The sequence below is a fragment of the Advenella incenata genome (assembly GCF_004217095.1).
Lineage (GTDB): Bacteria > Pseudomonadota > Gammaproteobacteria > Burkholderiales > Burkholderiaceae_B > Advenella > Advenella incenata.
On record NZ_SHKO01000001.1, the window covers coordinates 1,919,900 to 1,940,043 of the forward strand.

The 20,144-nt window shown below is 55.5% G+C and carries 23 protein-coding genes; 21 read left to right on the top strand and 2 right to left on the bottom strand.

Features of this window, described 5'->3' with window-relative positions; translation table 11 throughout:
* Position 1 precedes the first annotated feature (1 nt).
* The 3 genes from msrP to EV681_RS08665 all read left to right on the top strand — a co-directional run bounded on the left by msrP (position 2) and on the right by EV681_RS08665 (position 2,567).
* Entirely contained in the window at positions 2-988 is a 987-nt protein-coding gene (gene msrP / locus EV681_RS08655; protein ID WP_128394486.1) for a protein-methionine-sulfoxide reductase catalytic subunit MsrP, read from the top strand.
* 17 nt (positions 989-1,005) lie between these two features.
* On the top strand, positions 1,006-1,686 hold the full coding sequence (locus EV681_RS08660) for a protein-methionine-sulfoxide reductase heme-binding subunit MsrQ (RefSeq protein ID WP_130303743.1): 681 nt from the start codon (positions 1,006-1,008) through the stop codon (positions 1,684-1,686).
* A gap of 80 nt (positions 1,687-1,766) precedes the next feature.
* Positions 1,767-2,567 (top strand): N-acetylmuramoyl-L-alanine amidase, encoded by an 801-nt coding sequence (locus EV681_RS08665; RefSeq protein WP_130303744.1) that lies wholly within the window; start codon positions 1,767-1,769, stop codon positions 2,565-2,567.
* Between the two features lie 30 nt (positions 2,568-2,597).
* On the opposite strand, the gene EV681_RS08670 is transcribed toward EV681_RS08665, so the two are convergent.
* Complete coding sequence (locus tag EV681_RS08670; RefSeq protein WP_128394483.1) at positions 2,598-3,299, bottom strand: SAM-dependent methyltransferase; 702 nt, start codon at positions 3,297-3,299, stop codon at positions 2,598-2,600.
* Positions 3,296-3,907 (bottom strand): Maf family nucleotide pyrophosphatase, encoded by a 612-nt coding sequence (locus tag EV681_RS08675; protein WP_128394592.1) that lies wholly within the window; start codon positions 3,905-3,907, stop codon positions 3,296-3,298. The genes EV681_RS08670 and EV681_RS08675 overlap by 4 nt, the downstream gene beginning before the upstream one ends.
* 257 nt (positions 3,908-4,164) lie before the next feature.
* Between EV681_RS08675 and EV681_RS08680 the strand changes: the two genes are divergently transcribed.
* The 18 genes from EV681_RS08680 (at position 4,165) to recO (ending at position 20,010) form a co-directional block, all read left to right on the top strand.
* Complete coding sequence (locus EV681_RS08680; protein ID WP_130303745.1) at positions 4,165-4,725, top strand: YceD family protein; 561 nt, start codon at positions 4,165-4,167, stop codon at positions 4,723-4,725.
* A 56-nt stretch (positions 4,726-4,781) separates the two neighbouring features.
* The gene (rpmF, locus tag EV681_RS08685; RefSeq protein ID WP_014750352.1) at positions 4,782-4,964 is read left to right on the top strand and encodes a 50S ribosomal protein L32; all 183 of its coding nucleotides are present in this window, start codon (positions 4,782-4,784) and stop codon (positions 4,962-4,964) included.
* A gap of 103 nt (positions 4,965-5,067) precedes the next feature.
* On the top strand, positions 5,068-6,108 hold the full coding sequence (gene plsX / locus EV681_RS08690; protein WP_128394481.1) for a phosphate acyltransferase PlsX: 1,041 nt from the start codon (positions 5,068-5,070) through the stop codon (positions 6,106-6,108).
* A 60-nt stretch (positions 6,109-6,168) separates the two neighbouring features.
* Positions 6,169-7,143, top strand: coding sequence for a beta-ketoacyl-ACP synthase III (locus tag EV681_RS08695; protein WP_130303746.1), 975 nt, complete (start codon positions 6,169-6,171; stop codon positions 7,141-7,143).
* Between the two features lie 24 nt (positions 7,144-7,167).
* Entirely contained in the window at positions 7,168-8,100 is a 933-nt protein-coding gene (gene fabD, locus EV681_RS08700; RefSeq protein ID WP_130303747.1) for an ACP S-malonyltransferase, read from the top strand.
* 9 nt (positions 8,101-8,109) lie between these two features.
* Positions 8,110-8,856, top strand: coding sequence for a 3-oxoacyl-ACP reductase FabG (fabG, locus tag EV681_RS08705; RefSeq protein ID WP_128394478.1), 747 nt, complete (start codon positions 8,110-8,112; stop codon positions 8,854-8,856).
* A gap of 317 nt (positions 8,857-9,173) precedes the next feature.
* Complete coding sequence (gene acpP, locus EV681_RS08710) at positions 9,174-9,410, top strand: acyl carrier protein (RefSeq protein WP_014750355.1); 237 nt, start codon at positions 9,174-9,176, stop codon at positions 9,408-9,410.
* Between the two features lie 174 nt (positions 9,411-9,584).
* Positions 9,585-10,814, top strand: a complete 1,230-nt coding sequence (fabF, locus tag EV681_RS08715; RefSeq protein ID WP_128394477.1) for a beta-ketoacyl-ACP synthase II — start codon at positions 9,585-9,587, stop codon at positions 10,812-10,814.
* A complete protein-coding gene (locus EV681_RS08720; RefSeq protein WP_130303748.1) occupies positions 10,798-11,289 on the top strand; it encodes a hypothetical protein in 492 nt (163 codons plus the stop codon). Before fabF ends, EV681_RS08720 begins: the two co-directional genes overlap by 17 nt.
* A complete protein-coding gene (rpoE, locus tag EV681_RS08725) occupies positions 11,286-11,885 on the top strand; it encodes an RNA polymerase sigma factor RpoE (RefSeq protein ID WP_128394475.1) in 600 nt (199 codons plus the stop codon). Before EV681_RS08720 ends, rpoE begins: the two co-directional genes overlap by 4 nt.
* Positions 11,886-11,894: 9 nt before the next feature.
* Positions 11,895-12,392 carry a sigma-E factor negative regulatory protein gene (locus EV681_RS08730; protein ID WP_130303749.1) on the top strand — a complete coding sequence of 166 codons (498 nt, stop codon included), beginning with the start codon at positions 11,895-11,897 and terminating at the stop codon, positions 12,390-12,392.
* Positions 12,393-12,412: 20 nt separating this feature from the next.
* Positions 12,413-13,393, top strand: a complete 981-nt coding sequence (locus tag EV681_RS08735) for a MucB/RseB C-terminal domain-containing protein (protein WP_130303750.1) — start codon at positions 12,413-12,415, stop codon at positions 13,391-13,393.
* 19 nt (positions 13,394-13,412) lie between these two features.
* On the top strand, positions 13,413-14,918 hold the full coding sequence (locus tag EV681_RS08740) for a DegQ family serine endoprotease (RefSeq protein ID WP_128394472.1): 1,506 nt from the start codon (positions 13,413-13,415) through the stop codon (positions 14,916-14,918).
* 222 nt (positions 14,919-15,140) lie between these two features.
* Complete coding sequence (gene lepA / locus EV681_RS08745; RefSeq protein ID WP_128394471.1) at positions 15,141-16,934, top strand: translation elongation factor 4; 1,794 nt, start codon at positions 15,141-15,143, stop codon at positions 16,932-16,934.
* Between the two features lie 11 nt (positions 16,935-16,945).
* A complete protein-coding gene (gene lepB / locus EV681_RS08750) occupies positions 16,946-17,752 on the top strand; it encodes a signal peptidase I (protein ID WP_128394470.1) in 807 nt (268 codons plus the stop codon).
* Positions 17,752-18,504: a ribonuclease III gene (gene rnc / locus EV681_RS08755; RefSeq protein WP_128394469.1), complete on the top strand. Its 753-nt coding sequence runs from the start codon at positions 17,752-17,754 to the stop codon at positions 18,502-18,504. The genes lepB and rnc overlap by 1 nt, the downstream gene beginning before the upstream one ends.
* The gene (gene era, locus EV681_RS08760) at positions 18,501-19,430 is read left to right on the top strand and encodes a GTPase Era (protein ID WP_128394468.1); all 930 of its coding nucleotides are present in this window, start codon (positions 18,501-18,503) and stop codon (positions 19,428-19,430) included. The genes rnc and era overlap by 4 nt, the downstream gene beginning before the upstream one ends.
* Positions 19,423-20,010: a DNA repair protein RecO gene (gene recO, locus EV681_RS08765; protein WP_128394467.1), complete on the top strand. Its 588-nt coding sequence runs from the start codon at positions 19,423-19,425 to the stop codon at positions 20,008-20,010. Before era ends, recO begins: the two co-directional genes overlap by 8 nt.
* Positions 20,011-20,144: the final 134 nt, after the last annotated feature.

Genomic DNA, 20,144 nt, shown 5'->3' on the forward strand with positions numbered 1-20,144 from the left:
CATGTCCTTACGCCCGCGCTATCCCCATATTCCGTCTTCCCAGATTACCCCTGAGCCGGTCTGGCAAGCCAGGCGGCAGTGGATGCAACAGATGGCCGGCATCGCTGCCGGAACCGGGCTGGCGGGCCTGGGCGCAACGCTACCGCAGGTAGCTGCTGCGGCCAACACGTTGCCGCCGATTGCTGGCATGCGGCCGAATCCGCAATATGCTGCAGCGAAAATCGATCGCAAGCTCACCACGGAAAAGGACATTACGTCTTACAATAATTTTTACGAGTTCGGGACAGGCAAGGGTGACCCGCTAGATTATTCGGGAAAAATGCGCACAGAGCCCTGGCAGGTGCAGGTAAGTGGTGAGGTGGAAAAACCACGTACTTTCGATCTGGATGAGCTGGTCAAATTGGCGCCGCAGGAAGAGCGGGTGTACCGGCTGCGGTGCGTAGAAGCCTGGTCTATGGTGATTCCGTGGGTGGGCTATCCGCTATCGGCGCTGCTCAAGCAGGTGCAGCCCACCAGCAAGGCCAAATTCGTTCAATTTGTGACCGATACCCAGCCCGAGGCGATGCCTGGCCTGAGCGATCGTATTATTCCGTGGCCCTATCGCGAGGGGTTGCGCATGGACGAAGCCATGAATCCGCTTACCCTGCTTACTTTCGGACTTTACGGTAAGCGCCTGCCCAACCAGAACGGCGCGCCGTTGCGTATTATTGTTCCCTGGAAATACGGCTTCAAGTCGGGCAAATCCATTGTCAAAATCGTGCTCTCCGAGACCATGCCCGAAACCAGTTGGGTGGCCATTGCCCCCTCGGAATACGGTTTTTATGCGAATGTGAATCCGGATGTGCCGCACCCGCGCTGGAGCCAATCGCATGAGCGCGTTATCGGCGGCGGCTTCTTTGATCCCAAAGTGCCAACCTTGAAATTTAACGGTTATGGGGAGCAGGTCGCTTCACTTTACAGTGCAATGGATTTGCGTGCCAATTATTGAGCAACAAGGTGTTCTTCATGTCTGAATCTACCGGCGCGGCCCCGCCTGCAGCCAGCGCCAGGGCTGCCTCAATGACGCGCAGACGCTGGACGGCCAGCCAGGTGGCACGCTTTAAACCCGTGCTGTTTTCGCTCTGCCTGATTCCTTTTCTGCGCTGGTTCTACCTGGGATATAACGATGGCCTGACGGCCAATCCCGTCGAGTTCATTACCCGCTCTTCGGGTTTCTGGACGCTGGCCATGTTATTGCTCACGCTTGCGGTGACACCTGTGCGGCAAATGCTGGACCAACCGGCGCTGGTCCGTGTGCGGCGCATGCTGGGGCTGTTTGCCTTCTTTTATGTCGTGCTGCATTTGCTGACCTGGATCGTGCTTGATCGCAATATGGATCTGTCGTCCATGATCAAGGATGTGCTGGATCGCACCTTCATTTTTGTTGGCATGGCGGCGTTCTTGCTTATGGTGCCCCTGGCGCTGACATCCACGCAGGGCTGGATGCGCCGATTGGGAATGAAGTGGACACGTTTGCACCGGAGTATTTATGCTATCGGTGTGCTTGGTATCGTGCATTTCTGGCTGATGCGTGCAGGCAAGAATGACTTTGCCGAGCCAATTCTGTATGGTACGCTGCTGGCTCTGTTGCTGCTCTGGCGGATCGTGCGGGCATGGCGAAATCGGTGGCGTTCGGCTACGGTCTAGGGTCGTTTCGCTTCGTCGGGCATTGCTGGGCTGTGGGCTGCACCGGAAAAGACTTAACGCAAAAAAAAGAGGGCGGAATCATGCGAAGACGGGCCTGGCTGCTACTGGCGGCCGTGGCATTGGGGCTGGGCGCCTGCACCACGGGCTTGCCGATAGATACATCGCTGCGTGCTTCCGGTCAGGATAGTCGGGTTCGCTTTATTGTGCTGCACTATACCTCGGAAAATCGCAGTGATTCCCTGCGTTTGCTTACCCAGGATCGGGTCAGCGCACATTATCTGATTACCGATGAGCCAGTCAGAATATTTTCGCTGGTCGATGAAAATCGGCGTGCCTGGCATGCGGGGCAGAGCCAATGGTTTGAGTACCCCAACCTGAACGCCATGTCCATTGGTATTGAGATAGTCAATGCCGGGCCGCTGGACACAGGGCACACCCGCTGGGCACCATATTCACCATCGCAGATCAGAATGCTGGCGGCATTACTGCGCGAGATTCAGTCGCGTCATCACGTGAGTGCCTGGAATATTGTGGCGCACAGCGATATTGCGCCCTTGCGCAAGAGCGACCCTGGTCCCGCGTTTCCCTGGCGGGAGCTGGCCCTGCAGGGGCTAGGGCGCTGGTACGATGAGGCGGCGGTTGCCCAGCGCATTCCGCTGCTGAGCGCGCGTGCGCTGGCAGACGCCTCGTATATTCAGAGGCTGCTGGCGCGTATCGGCTATCCGATAGTGCAAAGCGGCGTCTGGGACCCGCAGACGCGGCAGGTGGTTCGCGCTTTCCAGATGCATTATCGGCCGGCAGAATATAGCGGCCGCGTTGACAGGCAGACCGTAGCCATTGCAGAGGATCTGGCGCGCCAGATCCCTGTGCCGCAGCAATAGCGCTTGCAGTCATTGGCTGCAGTGGCAGCGCTAGGCCAGAAATAGAAACAGTGTTGGAAATTTGTCCAGATCCGGTTGTGGGCGCCGTTTCCAGCCGGCAATGGTATCGGTTCTGATCCATTCATCTGCCGTTGTTAGCGCGCGGGCAATGCACAGTCGGGTTGCCGGATTCAGGGTGTCGATCAGCGTTGCGAACATGGCCATGTTGCGGTACGGGGTTTCAATGAACAATTGCGTCTGGTTGTGGCGGGACGATAACTGCTCCCAGCCTTTGAGCTGCTTGCTGCGTTCGGCTGGCGCAATGGGTACATAACCGTGAAAGGTAAAGCGTTGTCCATCCAGGCCGCTGGCCATCAGGCCCAGCAGAATGGAGGAGGGACCTACCCAGGGCACGACCTGGATACCCAGTTGATGGGCCAGCAGGACGACGCGCGCACCGGGATCGGCCACTGCCGGGCAGCCTGCTTCGGATACCAGGCCGATTTCGCCGCTGGTCTCGGTCAGCCAGCGACGGATGTCCGCTTCAGGCGTTTTGGCGCCTAAAGTGTGAATTGTAATGTCCTGGATTGCGCCTTCAGTGCCGGTCTGCTTCAGATATGCGCGGGCGGTTTTGGCATTTTCGGCAATATAGGTCTTCAGAACGGAAGCCTTCTGTTGAGCGCCGGCAGGCAGCCAGTGTTCCAGGGCAGCGCTACCCAGGCTGACAGGAAGCAGGTGAAGCGTACTGATCATAACGGTTGAGCCAGAAGAGTGGGGTTTAGATCGAAACTGCGCAGCATGCGGGACAGCTCGATCAGGGGCAGCCCGATGATGGCTGTCGGGTCATCGCTGTGCATCGATTGCATCAGGCTGATGCCCAGGCCTTCGGCCTTGGCGCTGCCTGCAGTGTCAAATGGCTTTTCTACGGTCAGGTAATGCTCGATTTCCTCGTCTGTCAGCTCACGAAATACGCAGTGCGTCACCACATCGGCAACGGCGTTGCGTGCGCCATTGGTGACAGCCAGCGCGCTATGGAATGCGACGGTTTTCCCAGACAGCTCGCGCAATTGCGCAAAGGCGCGTTCATGGGTTCCTGGTTTGCCTATCGGCTGGCCGTCGTGGGTGGCGACCTGATCGGAACCGATCACCACGCGGCCGGGATATTGGGCTGCGACATGTTGTGCCTTGGCCAGTGACAGGCGCTGTGACAGGGCTTCGGGGGCCTCGCCGGGCAGGGCTGATTCGTCGATTCCCGGGGAAATGGCCTCAAAGGGCAGGCCCAGGCGTTGCAGCATAGCCTTGCGATAGACTGAAGATGACGCGAGAATAAGACGCGGAGGGGAAAATGACATGGTTTTCATTGACTTATCGGATGTGAACAAGTTATTATCTTATGTTTTCCGGGGAATGTGTGGGTGAGCACTGAAAACCCACAGCGAAATTTCTGGAAAAGACCGAATTTGTTTGCCAGAACATGGCCGGCGTGTAATTAGGGTTTATAGGTATCAGGTTTATAAATTATTTGTAATTTATAAACCGTTTGTTATATAACCATTTGATTAATTCGCCTGAAAATGTTCCGCAGGCAGATATCTGTAATACAATATCTGGCTATTTTATGAAACCCGGTCATCCTGTGATCGACGTACTGGATTTTATCTCCCGCGGTGCTGAGCAAAGCGGCGAGACGCCTCTGTCGGCATTTTCACGGATTGGCGATCTACTGCCAGCGCAGGTTTTGCCTTCGGGTGATACCAATGAAGCCGGGGCAGTTGTAGATGGCCTGGTACGCTGGTCTGTGCGTGGAGAACGCACCCAACACGGAATACGTTATCTTCATCTGGAAGTCAGCGCCCGGCCGACACTTATCTGCCAGCGTTGCATGCAGCCTTTTGTCTATGAAGTGGACAGCGCTGTACCGCTGGAAGTGGTAACCAACCAGGCTTCCCTGGACGACGACGCTGATGTCGATGATCCGGATATGGAAGGCCCGGACCGGATTCTGGCCCAGGCCAGTCAATCGGTACTGGAGTTGGTGGAAGACGAATTAATTCTGAGTCTGCCCTACATACCCAGGCATGATTATGCATGCGTGCAGTATGACAATCAGGAAACGCCCGAAGGGGCAGACGAAAAACCATCGCCGTTTGCGGCGCTGGCAGCTTTAAAGAAGCAGTAACTTAACCTATTTTCTGCATAATTTTCGGGTTGTGCAGTTTTATTTTCGGAGTCATCATGGCCGTTCAACAAAACAAAAAGACACCTTCAAAACGCGGTATGCACCGTTCGCACGATTTTCTGACCGCACCAGCGACAGCAATCGAGCCAACTACAGGTGAACTGCACCTGCGTCACCACATTAGCCCTAACGGCGTATACCGTGGTCGCAAAGTTTTGAAAACCAAAAACGACGAATAATTCTCTGTTTAACCGGTAAGGGAAGAGGCCGTCTGTCGGGGCTGTCGTCCGATATGTTCCTGGCCGCTTCTTGTGTATTACCGTAACGGAAACATTATTTATAGTGATCAGAATTGCAATTGACTGTATGGGAGGCGATCATGGCCTTCCTGTCACCGTTCCGGCGGCCGTTCAGGTCGCCGCAAAGTTTCCTGATACCTGTTTCTTGTTGGTAGGTCTGCCTGATCAGGTGGCCGCTGCCTTGAAACAGGCTCGTCCGGCAAATCCCGCACAATTTGAAATTGTCGCTGCATCCGAAGTGGTTACCATGGACGATCCGGTTGATATGGCGCTGCGCAAGAAAAAAGATTCCTCCATGCGCGTGGCGGTGACCTGCGTCAAGGAGGATCGTGCCGATGCCTGCGTCTCTGCAGGCAATACCGGCGCCTGGATGGCCATTTCCCGCTACGTTCTCAAAACCATGGATGGGATCGATCGTCCAGCCATTGCTGCCGCTATTCCCAATCAGCGAGGTGGTACCACGACCGTGCTTGACCTGGGCGCCAATGTCGATTGCTCGGCAGAGCATCTGCTTGAGTTTGCCATCATGGGCGCGGCATTGTCGCAATCAGTTGAACACATTGAAAATCCCACTATCGGCCTGCTCAATATCGGGCAGGAAGCTATCAAGGGCAATGATGTGGTCAAGGAAGCGGCCGAGCTGCTGCGCGCCAGCAATCTGAATTTCTACGGTAATGTTGAGGGCGACGATATCTTCAAGGGCACCACTAATGTGGTGGTCTGCGACGGTTTTGTCGGCAACGTTGTGCTCAAGTCCGTTGAGGGCTTGTCCAAGATGATCGGCAGCATGATTCGTGATGAATTCATGCGCAATCCGTTCACGATGGCCGCTGGCCTGTTTGCACGGCCTGTTCTGAACCGCTTTCGCAACCGGGTTGATTCGCGTAACCATAATGGGGCAGCTCTGCTTGGTTTGCGCGGCGTTGTCATCAAAAGTCACGGTTCGGCCGATATCTACGCTTATACCGTTGCACTCGAGCGCGCCCGGGAGGCGGTTGCCAGCAAACTGCTGGAAAAAACCTCCAGCTCCGTGCTGCAGATCAGTCAGCTCATTCGCTCAAAAAATACGGAAAGCAGCGCATAATAGTTATAAAAACTATAAAATTGCCTGCTTTACTTATTTAAATTGTCTTCGGAGCCATACATGACTTATTCAACCATCGTGGGTACGGGAAGTTATTTACCCCCCAACTGTGTCACCAACACGATGCTTGCTCAAGATATGGCCCAGCGGGGTCTTGAGACGTCTGATGAATGGATTGTGACCCGTACTGGTATTCATCAGCGGCATCTGGCCGATCCGGGTGTGACCTCCAGCGAACTGGGCTTTCTGGCCGCCGAAAAGGCGCTTGCCGATGCCGGTATTGCTGCGGCTGATCTTGATCTGATTATTGTTGCAACGTCCACCCCCGATTTCATTTTCCCCAGTACCGCCTGCCTGATTCAGGCAAAATTGGGCAATAAGGGCGGCGCTGCGTTTGATATCCAGGCCGTCTGCAGTGGTTTTGTATACGCGCTGGCGACCGCCGACAGTTTTATCCGGGCAGGCAACGCGCGCAACGCGCTGGTGATCGGCACCGAAGTGTTCTCCCGGATTCTGGACTGGAACGATCGCGCCACCTGCGTTCTTTTTGGCGACGGCGCCGGCGCCATGGTGCTCACGGCCTCCGATGAGCCTGGCATACTGGCCTCGCAACTGAATGCCGATGGTTCGCTGCACACGATATTGAATACTGCCGGGCGGATCGAAAATGGTCAGGTCACCGGCGACCCCTTCCTGCGTATGGATGGGCAGTCTGTTTTCAAGAAGGCCGTCACGGTTCTGGATAAGTCGGCGCGCCAGGTATGCGAAAAAGCAGGCGTTCAGCTCAGCGATCTGGACTGGATGGTGCCGCATCAGGCCAACATCCGGATCATCGACTTCCTGGGACGCAAATTGGGCATTCCCAGCGAAAAAGTGGTTGCGACGGTGGGCGAACATGCCAATACCTCTGCTGCAAGCGTGCCGCTGGCCTTTGATGTGGCGCGACGCGACGGTCGTATCAAAAAAGGTGATCTGGTTCTCATGCAAGGCGTGGGGGGCGGTTTTACCTGGGGCTCCGTTCTGGCCCGTATCTGAATTTTTACTTCAACACAGAAAACCATGAAACTCGCATTCGTATTTCCAGGACAGGGTTCGCAAACCGTCGGCATGCTTGCCGGATGGGCGGGCAACCCGGCCATCGACGCTGCCATGCAGCGCGCATCCACGGCGCTGGGTCAGGATCTGGGCGCCCTTGTCGAGCAGGGGCCTGCCGAAGAACTCAATCTTACTGTCAATACGCAGCCGGTCATGCTGGCCTGCAGTGTGGCCATGTATGATGCCTGGCGCCAGGCTGGCGGCAGGCAACCCGAGGTTATGGCCGGACACAGTCTGGGTGAATACTCGGCCCTGACCGCGGCAGGCACCTTTTCGCTTGAAGATGCTGTGCGCCTGGTGCGCATTCGTGCCAGCGCAATGCAGGACGCTGTGCCCGTGGGTACCGGCGGGATGGCAGCGATTCTGGGGCTGGATGACGAAACCGTACTTGCTGTTTGCAGCGAGGCTAGTACAGATACCATTGTTGAAGCGGTCAATTTTAACGCACCGGCCCAGGTAGTGATTGCCGGGCACAAGGACGCGGTGCAGCGCGCCTGCGACCTGGCTAAGGCAAAAGGAGCCAAACGGGCGTTGTTGCTGCCGGTGTCCGCGCCATTTCACTCGCGGCTTCTTGAGCCGGCTGCAGTGGTGCTGCAACAGGCGCTTGGCCAACTGACACTGAATATGCCCACGGCAGAGATTATCAATAACGTCGATGTTGCGGTTGCCACCAGTACCCATGCTATCGCCGATGCGCTGGTGCGCCAGGCCTGGCATCCGGTGCGCTGGGTGGAAACGATCAGGGCCATGAAGGCCCGCGGCGTTACCCATGTGGTGGAATGCGGTCCCGGCAAGGTACTTGCCGGATTGATCAAGCGTATCGAACCCGAGCTGGTAACGGTATCTGTCAATGATCAGGCATCCTTGGATGCCGCGCTCGCTCAAATCAACGCATAAGGAACAGGCATGTCAGAACAGAAAGAACTTACGGGCCAGATTGCGCTGGTCACCGGGGCCAGTCGTGGCCTGGGCAAGGCAATCGCGCTTGAGCTGGCCAAACGCGGCGCCACAGTTGTGGGTACCGCTACATCCGAAGCCGGCGCACAGGCCATCAGCGACTTGCTTGCGGGCAATCAGGGTCGTGGTGTGGTGCTCAATGTGACCGACGCCGCCGCCTGCGATGCCTTGCTGGCAGAGCTGGGCAAAGAAGGTGGTCCGCATATTCTGGTCAACAATGCTGGTATTACGCGCGATGGCCTGGCCATGCGCATGAAAGACGACGACTGGTCTGCCGTGATCGGCACCAATCTGGATTCGGTATTCCGGCTCTCGCGCGGCGTTCTGCGTGTCATGATGAAAGCGCGCGCCGGTCGTATTATCAACGTGACATCGGTCGTTGGATCTGCCGGTAACCCCGGACAGGCCAACTACGCAGCCGCCAAGGCCGGCGTGGCAGGAATGACGCGCGCCTTGGCGCGCGAGCTGGGCAGTCGTAATATTACCGTTAACTGCGTGGCGCCGGGGTTTATTGATACCGATATGACGCGTGCCCTGGGCGACGAGCAAACGGCAGCCCTGCTGGGCCAGATTCCCCTGGGTCGTTTGGGTCAGCCTGCCGATGTCGCCAACGCTGTGGCCTTTCTGGCAGGGCCTGGGGCAGGGTATATTACGGGTACAACGGTACATGTCAATGGCGGCATGTTCATGCAGTAAATCTGTTTTCCTGCCGGATCGGCTGGCTTGATCGCCCGCCTATTCGTGCAGTATTCGGGCCTGTGGCACCGTTAAATGCCACAGGTCTGGCAGGCAGGGCAGGTAATTTGAGGCAGTCGGGTTCTTTTTCTTATACAGAGCTGAAATTTTACTAAAATGCAGGATACGTAAAAGAGCAGTTGTTTATTTTTAAACTGTGTTTTAGTTTTACTGTTTTCAGAAACCAGTTTCGCTAAAATATTTTTTTCACATAAAGCCTTTTGCAATCGGTTTGTAGTTGGCTAAAATTGCGGGATTTTCCCCCTTTGGAGATTTACATGGATAGCATCGAACAACGCGTCAAGAAGATCGTCGCAGAACAACTTGGTGTAAATGAAGCAGAAATTAAAAACGAGTCTTCATTTCTTGACGACCTGGGTGCAGATTCACTGGATATGGTTGAGTTGGTCATGGCACTTGAAGACGAGTTCGAAACAGAAATTCCTGACGAAGAAGCTGAAAAAATCACAACCGTTCAGCAGGCGGTCGACTATATCAACTCTCACAAAGGTTAACTTGTGCGAGTCAACCGGCGCGCGCGAGCCGTCGGTTGCAATAAAAAAAGCGGTTTTGGAAAGTGGCTCACGTCAATATCCCTTGCGATATGGACGGTATAAACCTTTTCCAGACCCTTTTTTTATTTCAGGGTTTTGATTCATATTTACTTCAGTATAGGGTAGGAGCCAACCGTGAAAAGACGCGTTGTCATCACCGGACTGGGAATTGTATCCCCGGTCGGAAATACAGTACCGCAGGCCTGGGATAATATTGTCAACGGACGTTCCGGCATTGACCGCATCACACGCTTTGACGCCTCCGGGTTCAATGCGCAGATTGCGGGCGAAGTCAAGGGTTTCGACGTCACGCAGTATCTGTCAGCCAAAGAAGCAAAACAAATGGATACCTTTATCCATTATGGCATTGCCGCCAGTGTCGACGCCTGGAAAGACGCGGGCCTCACTGTTACTGAAGAGAACGCCGATCGCATTGGCGCCATCGTCAGTTCGGGAATCGGCGGGTTGCAGCGCATTGAAGAGACCCAGACTGAATACCTTGCAAAAGGTCCGCGCCGTATTTCCCCATTCTTCGTTCCCGCTTCCCTGATCAATCTGATTTCGGGCCAGGTTTCCATCATGCTCGGGCTCAAGGGACCAACCTATGCAGTCGTCTCTGCCTGCACTACCGGTTTGCACTCCATTGGCGATGCCTCAAGACTGATTGAATATGGCGATGCCGACGTGATGCTGGCCGGAGGCGCCGAAGCGACGGTATCACCACTGGGTATTGGTGGTTTTGCTGCCATGCGCGCCCTGTCTACCCGTAACGACGATCCTCAGACGGCCTCTCGTCCCTGGGATGTCGACCGTGATGGTTTTGTCCTGGGTGAAGGGGCAGGGGTGTTGGTGCTTGAAGAATACGAACACGCCAAAGCCCGTGGTGCCCGCATCTATGGTGAATTTGCCGGCTATGGCATGAGTTCCGATGCGCATCACATCACTGCACCGGATCGTGATGGCCCCCGCCGCGGCGTTCTGAATGCCTTGAAGAACGGCAAGTTTAACGCAGACCAGGTTGACTACGTTAATGCCCATGGCACATCAACGCCACTGGGCGACAAGAATGAAACAGAGGCGCTCAAGCTGGCACTGGGCGAGCACGCCTATAAAACGGTGGTCAACTCAACCAAATCCATGACCGGCCATTTGCTGGGCGCTGCAGGCGGCATCGAAGCGGTCTTTACCACGCTGGCGGTGCATCATCAGGTATCGCCGCCCACGATCAATCTGATCAATCAAGACCCTGAGTGTGATCTGGACTACTGTGCCAATGCCGCTCGCGAAATGAAAATTGATGTGGCGCTGTCCAACTCTTTCGGGTTTGGCGGCACCAACGGGTCCATGATTGTCAAACGGATCTGATTTGCAGCACGAACTGAACCGGCACTGGCAGGCTCGACTCCATGTCGGGCAGCCCGGTTATATTACAGTTTGCCATCATCTCGTGGCAGCCCTGGCCATGCTCTGTATTGCCGGTCCCCAGGCGGCGGCGCTGCTTGCGCTGCTCGCCCTGGCTGGTGGCAGGCATTTGGCCAGCCACAAGGCCGACCACAGATGTTTTGTGCAGGTTGGGCCCGATGGTCACTATCGGCTTTGCCGCAGCGTTTCGTCACAGCACGCTACCGATGGCGACGTGCGTATCCTGCAACAGTACTGGCAGGGCCCTCTGTGGTTTACCCTGGTGCTGCGCGATCCCTATTTTCCTCATTCACGTCCCGATGTCGTGACGGTCTGGTCATCTGGCCAGCCGCCTGATGCCTGGCGGCGTTTCTGCGTGCTGGTGCAGTCTGCCCAATGGACGCCTGAGCAGGGCGCCACCGCAAGGATCGCAATATGAGTGAGCGCGACGTTGACTGGGAGCTGGTGCAGCGGGTCCAGAAGGGTGACAAAAAGGCCTTTGACCTGCTGGTCCTCAAGTATCAGCGCAAGATCATGGGGCTGCTGGCCCGCATGATCGGCAGCCACAGCGAGGTTGAGGACATTGCGCAGGAAACATTTATCAAAGCCTATCGTGCTATCCCCCAGTTTCGGGGGGAAAGCGCGTTTTATACCTGGTTATACCGGATTGCCATCAATACCGCCCGTAACTGGCTGTCTTCTTCAGACCGCAAGCTGAGCTACCCGGATACGTTGGAAAACAAAGATGGTGAAACTTTTTCCCATTCAGACAATCTTATAGATATTGCCACGCCTGAATCGAGCATGGTAACGCAGGAAATCGTCCAGACTGTCAACGATGCAATTGAAACATTGCCCGAAGACCTGCGCATGGCAATTGTGCTAAGAGAACTGGAAGGTCTGAGTTACGAAGAAATAGCACAGGCTATGGCCTGCCCGGTTGGCACGGTACGCTCTCGTATATTCCGTGCCCGGGAAGCCATTGCGGCGAAGCTCAAACCTGTCCTGGGACAGGCCATGGATCGTCGCTGGTAAGGAATACACATGGAAAACACACGAACTGCTCCTGCGATTGACTGGAATGAAACCATCTCCGAAATGGTGGATGGCGAATGCGATGCCTTTGACGCGTCCAGAATTGATACGCCCTATGGTCGCCAGACTTGGGATACCTATCATCTGATCGGCGACGTGATGCGCAATGAGCATCTGGCCATCAAGCCGTCCGATCTGTTCAATGCCCGTATCAGTAAGCTGATCGCGGCAGAGGAGACTCATCACGTGGCACCGGCCCGCGGCTATCTGCGCTGGGGTGCCTCCGGCATTGCCGCGGCTGCTGCCGTGGCTGTGCTGGTGTGGTTCAATGATCCTTTCCAGGGAGACGTTGCACCACCTGCGCCGCCAACGCTCGCCGCCGGCCAATCGGCGGTGCCGGCCGATCTCCCGCAGAACGACTTTCAAGATTACGTTGCAGCACACAGCCAAATGGTAGGCGCCTATCCGGTTCGCCAGGTGTCATATGAACTCGGGGATGTGCAGTGATCGGACAGGACAGGCTGCGTTTGACTTGCCGACGTTCCCATAGCGTCATGCTGGCCGTATGCTGGGCCATCACCCCCTGTCTGCCGGTATATGCCGCTACGCCTGCGCAGCTGCTTATGCAGATCCAGAAAGCGGCCGAATCGACGGACTACAGTGGTACGTTCTTGTATCAGCAGGGCAATGTCATGATTACCTCAAGGGTAACGCATGTGGTTGACGGCGAAGGCGTCAAGGAGCGCCTGGAGGTGCTCGATGGCGACGCCCAGGAATACCTGCGCAACAACAACGTTGTGGAAAGCCTGATCCCCGCCCGCAAAATGGTGATCGTGGATAAGCCGCGCAAGGATCGCTTTCCTGCGTTATTGCTTGGCCCGATCGACAATCTTGAAAAATATTACGATATCCGGGCCAAGAATGGTAGCACGCGCGTTGCTGGCCGCCCCTGCGATATGATTGAAGTACACCCCCGGGTCCAGGACCGCTATGGCTATCGCTTTTGCGCTGATGAAAAATCCCGGCTGTTGCTCAAGTCGCAGACCGTTAATGAGCAGGGTACCGTGATTGAACAGGTGACGTTCACGGGTTTGTCTGTGGGCAGCAATGTAGATACGGCCAATCTGAAATCCGCATTTGATTACGCCCAATGGAAGCGGGTGGAGCACAAGCCTGTGGCTGTCGATCTGACGCTGGAAGGCTGGCGAATTCGGTACCCTGCAGGTTTTGCGCCCATCATGAGCATCGTTCGTCCGAAAGGAACTAAAGAGAACGTAAAGCAACTAATACTTACAGACGGTCTATCTTCCATCTCGGTGTTTATCCAGAAAGTAAAGGATTCTGAAAAAACCTTTAACAATCAAGGGGATGCCAGGGTGGGTTCGATGAATGTATTCCGCCAGCGGATCGACGATTACTGGCTTACCACCATCGGTGCGATCCCTCTGGCGACACTCAAAGACCTGGCCGTTTCTACAAAATTCATTCAACCTGTTTCAAAACAGTAAATACTGAAAAGGGCTACTCATGAATAACAAGGTCAAAAAACCGCTACAGACCGCTATCGTCGCGGCAATGATCGGGCTGGGCAGTGCGACTGTGTTGCTACCGCATACCGGCATGGCGCAGAATGCGCCTGCGGCTCCGGTACCAACTTCGACCGCCGTCACGGCGCTGCCTGACTTTACCTCTATTGTGGCGGCTACCGAAAATGCCGTGGTCAACATTCGCACCATGGAAAAAATATCGTCGCGTCCGACGCAGGGCTTTGGCCCGGGCGATAGCCCCGAGGACCTGTTCCGCTTTTTCTTTGGTCCTGATTTTGTGCCACCACGCGATCGTGATCCACGCTCGGACCGCTCGCCCCGCGGCGAAGGTGAAGAGCGCAGCGTGCCGCGTGGCGTGGGATCGGGCTTTATTATCTCCAAAGACGGCTACATCATGACCAACAATCACGTGGTCGATGGCGCCTCAAAAATCACGGTAACCATGAATGATGGTCGCGAATATCAGGCCAAAGTGATCGGTACTGACAAGCGCACCGATATCGCGCTGATCAAGATTCAGGCTGATAGCCTGCCCGTGTTGAAAATAGGCGATTCCAATACGCTCAAGAAAGGGCAGTGGGTCCTGGCTATCGGATCGCCCTTTGGTCTGGATTCCACAGTGACCTCCGGTATTGTGAGCGCCATCAATCGCGATACGGGTGAATACCTGCCGTTTATCCAGACCGATGTTGCGGTCAATCCCGGCAATTCCGGTGGACCGCTAATCAATCTGTCCGGCGAAGTGGTTGGTATCAACTCACAGATCATCTCGCAAAGCGGCGGATTCATGGGTATTTCACTGTCCATTCCGATAGACGAAGCCATGCGTGTGGTTGAACAGCTCAAGGCTACCGGCAAGGTAACCCGCGGTCGTATCGGCGTGCAGATTGGCGAGGTAAGCGAAGAGGTCGCCAAGGCCATTGGTCTGCCCAAGGCTGCTGGTGCACTGGTCAGCAATGTCGAGCAGGGTGGCCCCGCTGACAAGGCCGGCGTTCAGGCAGGCGATGTCATCACCAAGTTCAACGATTCAGAGGTGAAAAAATGGTCCGATTTGCCACGTCTGGTCGGACAGACCAAGCCCGAATCAGACTCCTCGCTGGAAGTCTGGCGCCGTGGTAAATACGAGACATTGAAGGTCAGAATCGCGGAAATTCCAAATTCTCCGTCCGATACCGCCAATAGCAACGAGCCCCAGGAGCACGCAGGCAGTGCCGATCGCCTGGGCCTGGTTGTGGAAGCCGTTCCGTCTTCGCTGCAAAGCCGCATGCGCATCAAGGGCGGTGTACTGGTCAAGGACGTCAAGGGCGCTGCGCTGGAAGCCAGCATCCAGCCGGGGGACGTGATTCTCGCGCTAAACAACCAGGATGTGAAGGATGTCCAGCATTTCCGCGAAATCGTGGGCAAGCTTGAAAAAGGCAAGGCAGCGGCCCTGCTGGTACGGCGTGACAATTTAACGCAGTGGGTACCTGTAACACCTGCAAAATAAGGCTACAATACGATATGCAGGCCAAGGGGCGCTTCATGCGCCCCTTTTTTTGAGTCTGAACCGCTGTGACAGGCCAGCTCTCGATATGTCCGAGCCAGGCCGCAGTCCGGGTGCAGGCTCTGCAGCCAAACCATTCCCGATGCCGCTGGCATCCTTACTGTGGTGGAACAGGCGTGCGTACTCTTTTCGAGTCTGCGCCAGCACTGCACTTTTGCGCTTTTTATGCAACATATACGTAATTTCTCGATTATTGCCCATATTGACCACGGCAAATCCACGCTCGCGGACCGCCTTATTCACCGTTGCGGTGGACTGGCAGACCGGGAGATGTCCAAGCAGGTTCTTGACTCCATGGACATTGAGCGGGAGCGGGGCATCACGATCAAGGCCCAGACCGCCGCGCTGCACTACAAGGCACTCGATGGCAAAATCTACAACCTGAACCTGATCGATACGCCGGGACATGTAGACTTTTCCTACGAGGTCAGCCGTTCTTTATCCGCCTGTGAAGGCGCACTGCTGGTGGTGGATGCCACCCAGGGGGTAGAGGCGCAAACGGTTGCGAACTGTTATACCGCCATCGAGCTGGGTGTTGAAGTGATGCCGGTGCTCAATAAAATGGATCTGCCGTCGGCCGAGCCAGAAGAAGCGCGTCAGGAAATCGAAGACGTCATCGGTATTGACGCCAGCGACGCCATCAAGGCCAGCGCCAAGACCGGCGTAGGCATTGACGAAATCCTGGAAATGATCGTGGCCAAAGTGCCGCCGCCGGTCGGTAATGTCGATGAACCTTTGCAGGCCCTGATTATCGATTCCTGGTTCGACAATTACGTTGGCGTGGTCATGCTGGTACGAATCAAGAACGGGGTATTGCGACCCAAGGACAAGATTCTGTTCATGGCGACCGGCGCAACCCACCTGTGTGAACAGCTGGGTGTGTTTGCCCCCAAGTCAGAAGCGCGCAAGTTGCTGTCAGCCGGTGAGGTGGGCTTTGTTATTGCCGGCATCAAGGAACTGGCTGATGCCAAGGTAGGCGACACCATTACCCTTGCCGGCAAGCCGGCCAGCACGCCGTTGCCGGGTTTCAAGGAAGTCAAGCCGCAGGTATTTGCCGGCCTGTATCCTGTGGAAAGCAGCGAATATGACCAGTTGCGTGATTCGCTTGAAAAATTGCGCCTGAACGACTCGTCGCTCATGTTTGAGCCCGAGGTTTCGCAGGCACTGGGCTTTGGCTTTCGTTGCGGCTTCCTGGGGCTGCTGCACATGGAGATCGTGCAGGAACGGCTTGAACGTGAATTCGACATGGACATCATCACCACCGCGCCGACGGTGGTCTATGAGGTTGAGCGCAACGATGGCGAAATACTGACTATCGAAAGCCCGTCGCGTATGCCTGAGGTCGGGCAGATTGCCGACATCCGCGAACCCATCGTTTCGGTGACGCTGTTCATGCCGCAGGAATATGTGGGCGCGGTCATTACATTGTGTATAGCCAAGCGCGGCAACCAGATTAACATGAGCTATCACGGTCGTCAGGTGCATCTGGTTTATGAAATACCGCTGGCCGAAATCGTGCTCGATTTCTTTGATCGGCTCAAGTCCGTATCTCGCGGCTACGCGTCCATGGACTACGAATTTCTCGAGTATCGTTCCGCCGATGTGGTGCGGGTCGACCTGCTGATCAATAACGAACGGGTTGATGCCCTGTCCATGATTGTGCATCGTGCCAACGCCCGTTATCGCGGCCGCGAAGTGGTATCGAAAATGCGCGGTCTGATCCCGCGCCAGATGTTCGATGTTGCGATTCAGGCGGCCATTGGTGCGGAAATTATTGCACGTGAAAACGTTAAGGCGCTGCGCAAGAACGTGCTCGCCAAGTGTTATGGCGGAGATATTTCGCGTAAGAAAAAACTGCTGGAAAAACAAAAGGCAGGCAAGAAGCGGATGAAACAGGTGGGCAGTGTGGAAATTCCACAGGAAGCGTTCCTGGCCATTCTCCAGGTTGAAGATAAATAAGGAAGTAGAAGATGAATTTTGCATTGATCCTGTTTGTATTGCTGGTGATCACAGGCCTGGTAAAGCTGCTTGATGTCCTTGTTTTTCGCAAGCGGCGGGTGGCCCAGTATGGCCAGGACGAGCAGGCGCACCGCCCCTGGTGGATCGAGTATTCGCTGAGTTTTTTTCCCGTCATTCTGTTTGTTTTTGTCCTGCGTTCGTTTCTGTTTGAACCGTTCCGAATCCCGTCAGGCTCCATGCTGCCGACACTGCAGAATGGCGACATGATTCTGGTGAACAAGTTTACCTACGGCATCCGCCTGCCCATCATCGATCAGAAAATTATTCCGATCAATACGCCGCAACGTGGCGACGTGATGGTGTTTCGCTATCCGGTCAATCCGGACATGGATTTCATCAAACGGGTGGTCGGTGTACCGGGCGACGAGGTGCTCTATCAGAACAAACGCCTGAGCATTAATGGGCAACCCGTGCCGGTCACGCGTGTCGGGCCTTATGTGAATCCATCACAGCAAAGCGGCACGCCAGAAGCGCTTGAAGAAAAGCTGGGTGAACATGAACATGCCATTCTGAATATGCCGGGCATGGGCGCGTTGCTTGGCATGACAAATTTTCCGGGCAGGGAAAACTGCGAATATAAGGGCACGGATTTCCGCTGTAAGGTACCCGAAGGACAGTACTTTGTGATGGGCGATAATCGGGATAACAGCGAGGACAGTCGATACTGGGGCTTCGTGCCTGACCGCAATATTGTGGGCAAGGCCTTTTTCATATGGATGAACTTCGGCGATCTGAGTCGCATTGGTTCCTTTAAGTGATGAACCTGTCAAGACTGGAAAGACTGCTCGGATACCAATTCAAGGATCAGCGCCTGCTGGTTCAGGCGCTCACGCATCGCAGCCACAGTGCGACGCACAATGAGCGGTTCGAATTCCTGGGCGATTCCATCCTTAATTTCACTGTGGCGGCGATTCTGTTTCATCGGTTGCAGCGCGAGGACGAAGGGGATTTATCCCGGATTCGCGCCAGTCTGGTCAAGCAGGCCACGCTGGCCGATATTGCACACCGGCTTGAACTGCCGCAATTTTTGCGGCTGGGAGAAGGTGAACTCAAGAGTGGGGGATTTCGTCGTCCTTCGATACTGGCCGATGCCCTGGAGGCTATTTTTGCCGCGGTCTATCTGGACAGTGATGTGCCATCGGTGCAGGCGGTGATTGAAGGGCTCTATACGCCGTTGCTCGATTCGGTTGACTTCAATACCCTGGGCAAAGACGCCAAAACCCTGTTGCAGGAAGTGTTGCAGGGCCGCAAGTTTGCCCTGCCCGTATATAACGTTGTCGCCACCAGCGGCGCCGCTCACGACCAGCAATTCGAGGTCGAATGCTTTATCGCGGAGCTGGATATGCGCAGCCAGGCCAGTGGCAGCAGCCGTCGCGCAGCCGAACAGGCTGCAGCGCGCAAAATGCTGGATGCCCTGGAAAAGGTATTGCCAAAGGGCAACGCCAAAAAGCGGGTGCGCAAGGTATCACAACTGACCTTGCCGGTCGCCGTCGAACAGGAGAAAAAATGAGTCAGGAACCAATTGTGCCAACCGAAGGCGACGGTGCGCAAAGCAATCCGTCAAAAACCGGCTTTATCGCGGTTGTCGGGCGCCCCAACGTGGGCAAGTCCACGCTGACCAACGCGCTGATCGGCAGCAAGATCTCTATTGTATCGCGCAAGGCGCAAACCACCCGGCACCGTATTCATGGCGTGCTCACGCGTGCCAATACGCAATTTGTGTTTGTTGATACGCCAGGCTTTCAAACCCGTCATGGCGGAACGATGAACCGCATGATGAACCGGGTCGTCACACAGGCGCTGGCCGATGTGGATGTCATCGTTCACGTAGTCGAAGCGGGCAAATGGTCTGCCGGCGACGAGCAGATCGTGCCCTTGCTGCCGGTATCAAAAAAATGCATTCTGGCCATCAGCAAAGTGGATACGCTCAAGAACAAGAATGATCTGTTCGATTTCGTGGGCCGTATCATGGGCAAGTTTGCCTACGATGCAGTGGTGCCGGTCAGTGCAGTCAAAGACGTGCAGCTCGATACCTTGCTGGCCGAGATTGAGCAGCGTCTGCCCGAGGGCGAATTCATGTTTGAAGAAGACGCACTGACTGACAGGCCAATCCGGTTTATCGCGGCAGAACTGATTCGCGAGAAAATCTTCCGTCTGGTAGGCGATGAGTTGCCCTATGCATGTACCGTGGTCATCGAGCAATGGGACGAAGATGAGAAAGCAGCGCGCATTGCCGCATGCGTTGTGGTAGAGCGCGAAACTCACAAGCCGATTTTGCTGGGCGCCAAAGGCACCCATATGAAACGCATCGCGACCGAGGCCCGCCAGGATATTTCTGTCCTGCTGGATAAACCGGTATTTCTTGAAATTTACATCAAAGTGCGCAAAGGCTGGTCGGAAAAGGAAAGTGCCCTGCGCGATCTGGGTTATGAGTAAGCGTGGCAGCCGGGTACAGGACGCCAGCGCCTATTTGTTGCAGGCCACCGCCTGGAGCGAATCCTCGCTGATTGCCCGGTTGTTTGCACGCGAATACGGCGTCGTGACAGTGGTGGCCAAAGGCGCCAAGCGGCCGTATTCGGTACTACGCCCGGTACTGTCGGCATTCGAGCCATTGCTGGTGTCCTGGTCCGGCCAGGGTGAGGTCAAAACACTGACCCGCGCCGAATTGGCCGGCCTGCATGGCCTGACCGGCAAATCTCTGATGTCAGCCTGGTATATGAACGAGCTGTTGATTCGTATGCTGCCCGGTGAAGACGCGCATCCCCAGTTGTTTGACGCCTACTATGAGGCATTGCAGCAACTTGCCATTGGTGAGCGCGCTTCGGGTTCGCTGCGCCGGTTTGAATGGACCTTGCTGCAGGAAACCGGCTATGGCGTGCCGGGCGCGCGTCCTGATTTTGACGAACCTGCGGCTGAGCCCGGCTTGCGCCGCATGCTGCGCGAACGCATCGATGAACATCTTGAAAAAAGGCCGCTGATGACGCGAAACGTATTGTTGTCGCTTAAACAGTATTAAATCCTGGCGCGCATCGATCGGGCCAATCAGTCGTCATGCCGGTCTCATACCGCGCCATTGTCTTTTGTGCTGGATCTCTACGTTTTTTTTTGTTCTTTATCTACGCTCGTCGTCCAGCCCAATCTCCCAATCTC

Bases quoted from the DNA above. Each gene is read 5' to 3' on its own strand.
- era (WP_128394468.1), top strand. From the start codon at position 18,501: ATGAGTCAGGAACCAATTGTGCCAACCGAAGGCGACGGTGCGCAAAGC.
- EV681_RS08665 (WP_130303744.1), top strand. From the start codon at position 1,767: ATGCGAAGACGGGCCTGGCTGCTACTGGCGGCCGTGGCATTGGGGCTG.
- EV681_RS08740 (WP_128394472.1), top strand. From the start codon at position 13,413: ATGAATAACAAGGTCAAAAAACCGCTACAGACCGCTATCGTCGCGGCA.
- acpP (WP_014750355.1), top strand. From the start codon at position 9,174: ATGGATAGCATCGAACAACGCGTCAAGAAGATCGTCGCAGAACAACTT.
- rpmF (WP_014750352.1), top strand. From the start codon at position 4,782: ATGGCCGTTCAACAAAACAAAAAGACACCTTCAAAACGCGGTATGCAC.
- rnc (WP_128394469.1), top strand. From the start codon at position 17,752: ATGAACCTGTCAAGACTGGAAAGACTGCTCGGATACCAATTCAAGGAT.
- EV681_RS08675 (WP_128394592.1), bottom strand. From the start codon at position 3,907: ATGAAAACCATGTCATTTTCCCCTCCGCGTCTTATTCTCGCGTCATCT.
- lepB (WP_128394470.1), top strand. From the start codon at position 16,946: ATGAATTTTGCATTGATCCTGTTTGTATTGCTGGTGATCACAGGCCTG.
- EV681_RS08660 (WP_130303743.1), top strand. From the start codon at position 1,006: ATGTCTGAATCTACCGGCGCGGCCCCGCCTGCAGCCAGCGCCAGGGCT.
- EV681_RS08695 (WP_130303746.1), top strand. From the start codon at position 6,169: ATGACTTATTCAACCATCGTGGGTACGGGAAGTTATTTACCCCCCAAC.
- recO (WP_128394467.1), top strand. From the start codon at position 19,423: ATGAGTAAGCGTGGCAGCCGGGTACAGGACGCCAGCGCCTATTTGTTG.
- rpoE (WP_128394475.1), top strand. From the start codon at position 11,286: ATGAGTGAGCGCGACGTTGACTGGGAGCTGGTGCAGCGGGTCCAGAAG.
- msrP (WP_128394486.1), top strand. From the start codon at position 2: ATGTCCTTACGCCCGCGCTATCCCCATATTCCGTCTTCCCAGATTACC.
- EV681_RS08680 (WP_130303745.1), top strand. From the start codon at position 4,165: ATGAAACCCGGTCATCCTGTGATCGACGTACTGGATTTTATCTCCCGC.
- fabD (WP_130303747.1), top strand. From the start codon at position 7,168: ATGAAACTCGCATTCGTATTTCCAGGACAGGGTTCGCAAACCGTCGGC.
- lepA (WP_128394471.1), top strand. From the start codon at position 15,141: ATGCAACATATACGTAATTTCTCGATTATTGCCCATATTGACCACGGC.
- fabG (WP_128394478.1), top strand. From the start codon at position 8,110: ATGTCAGAACAGAAAGAACTTACGGGCCAGATTGCGCTGGTCACCGGG.
- EV681_RS08670 (WP_128394483.1), bottom strand. From the start codon at position 3,299: ATGATCAGTACGCTTCACCTGCTTCCTGTCAGCCTGGGTAGCGCTGCC.
- EV681_RS08730 (WP_130303749.1), top strand. From the start codon at position 11,895: ATGGAAAACACACGAACTGCTCCTGCGATTGACTGGAATGAAACCATC.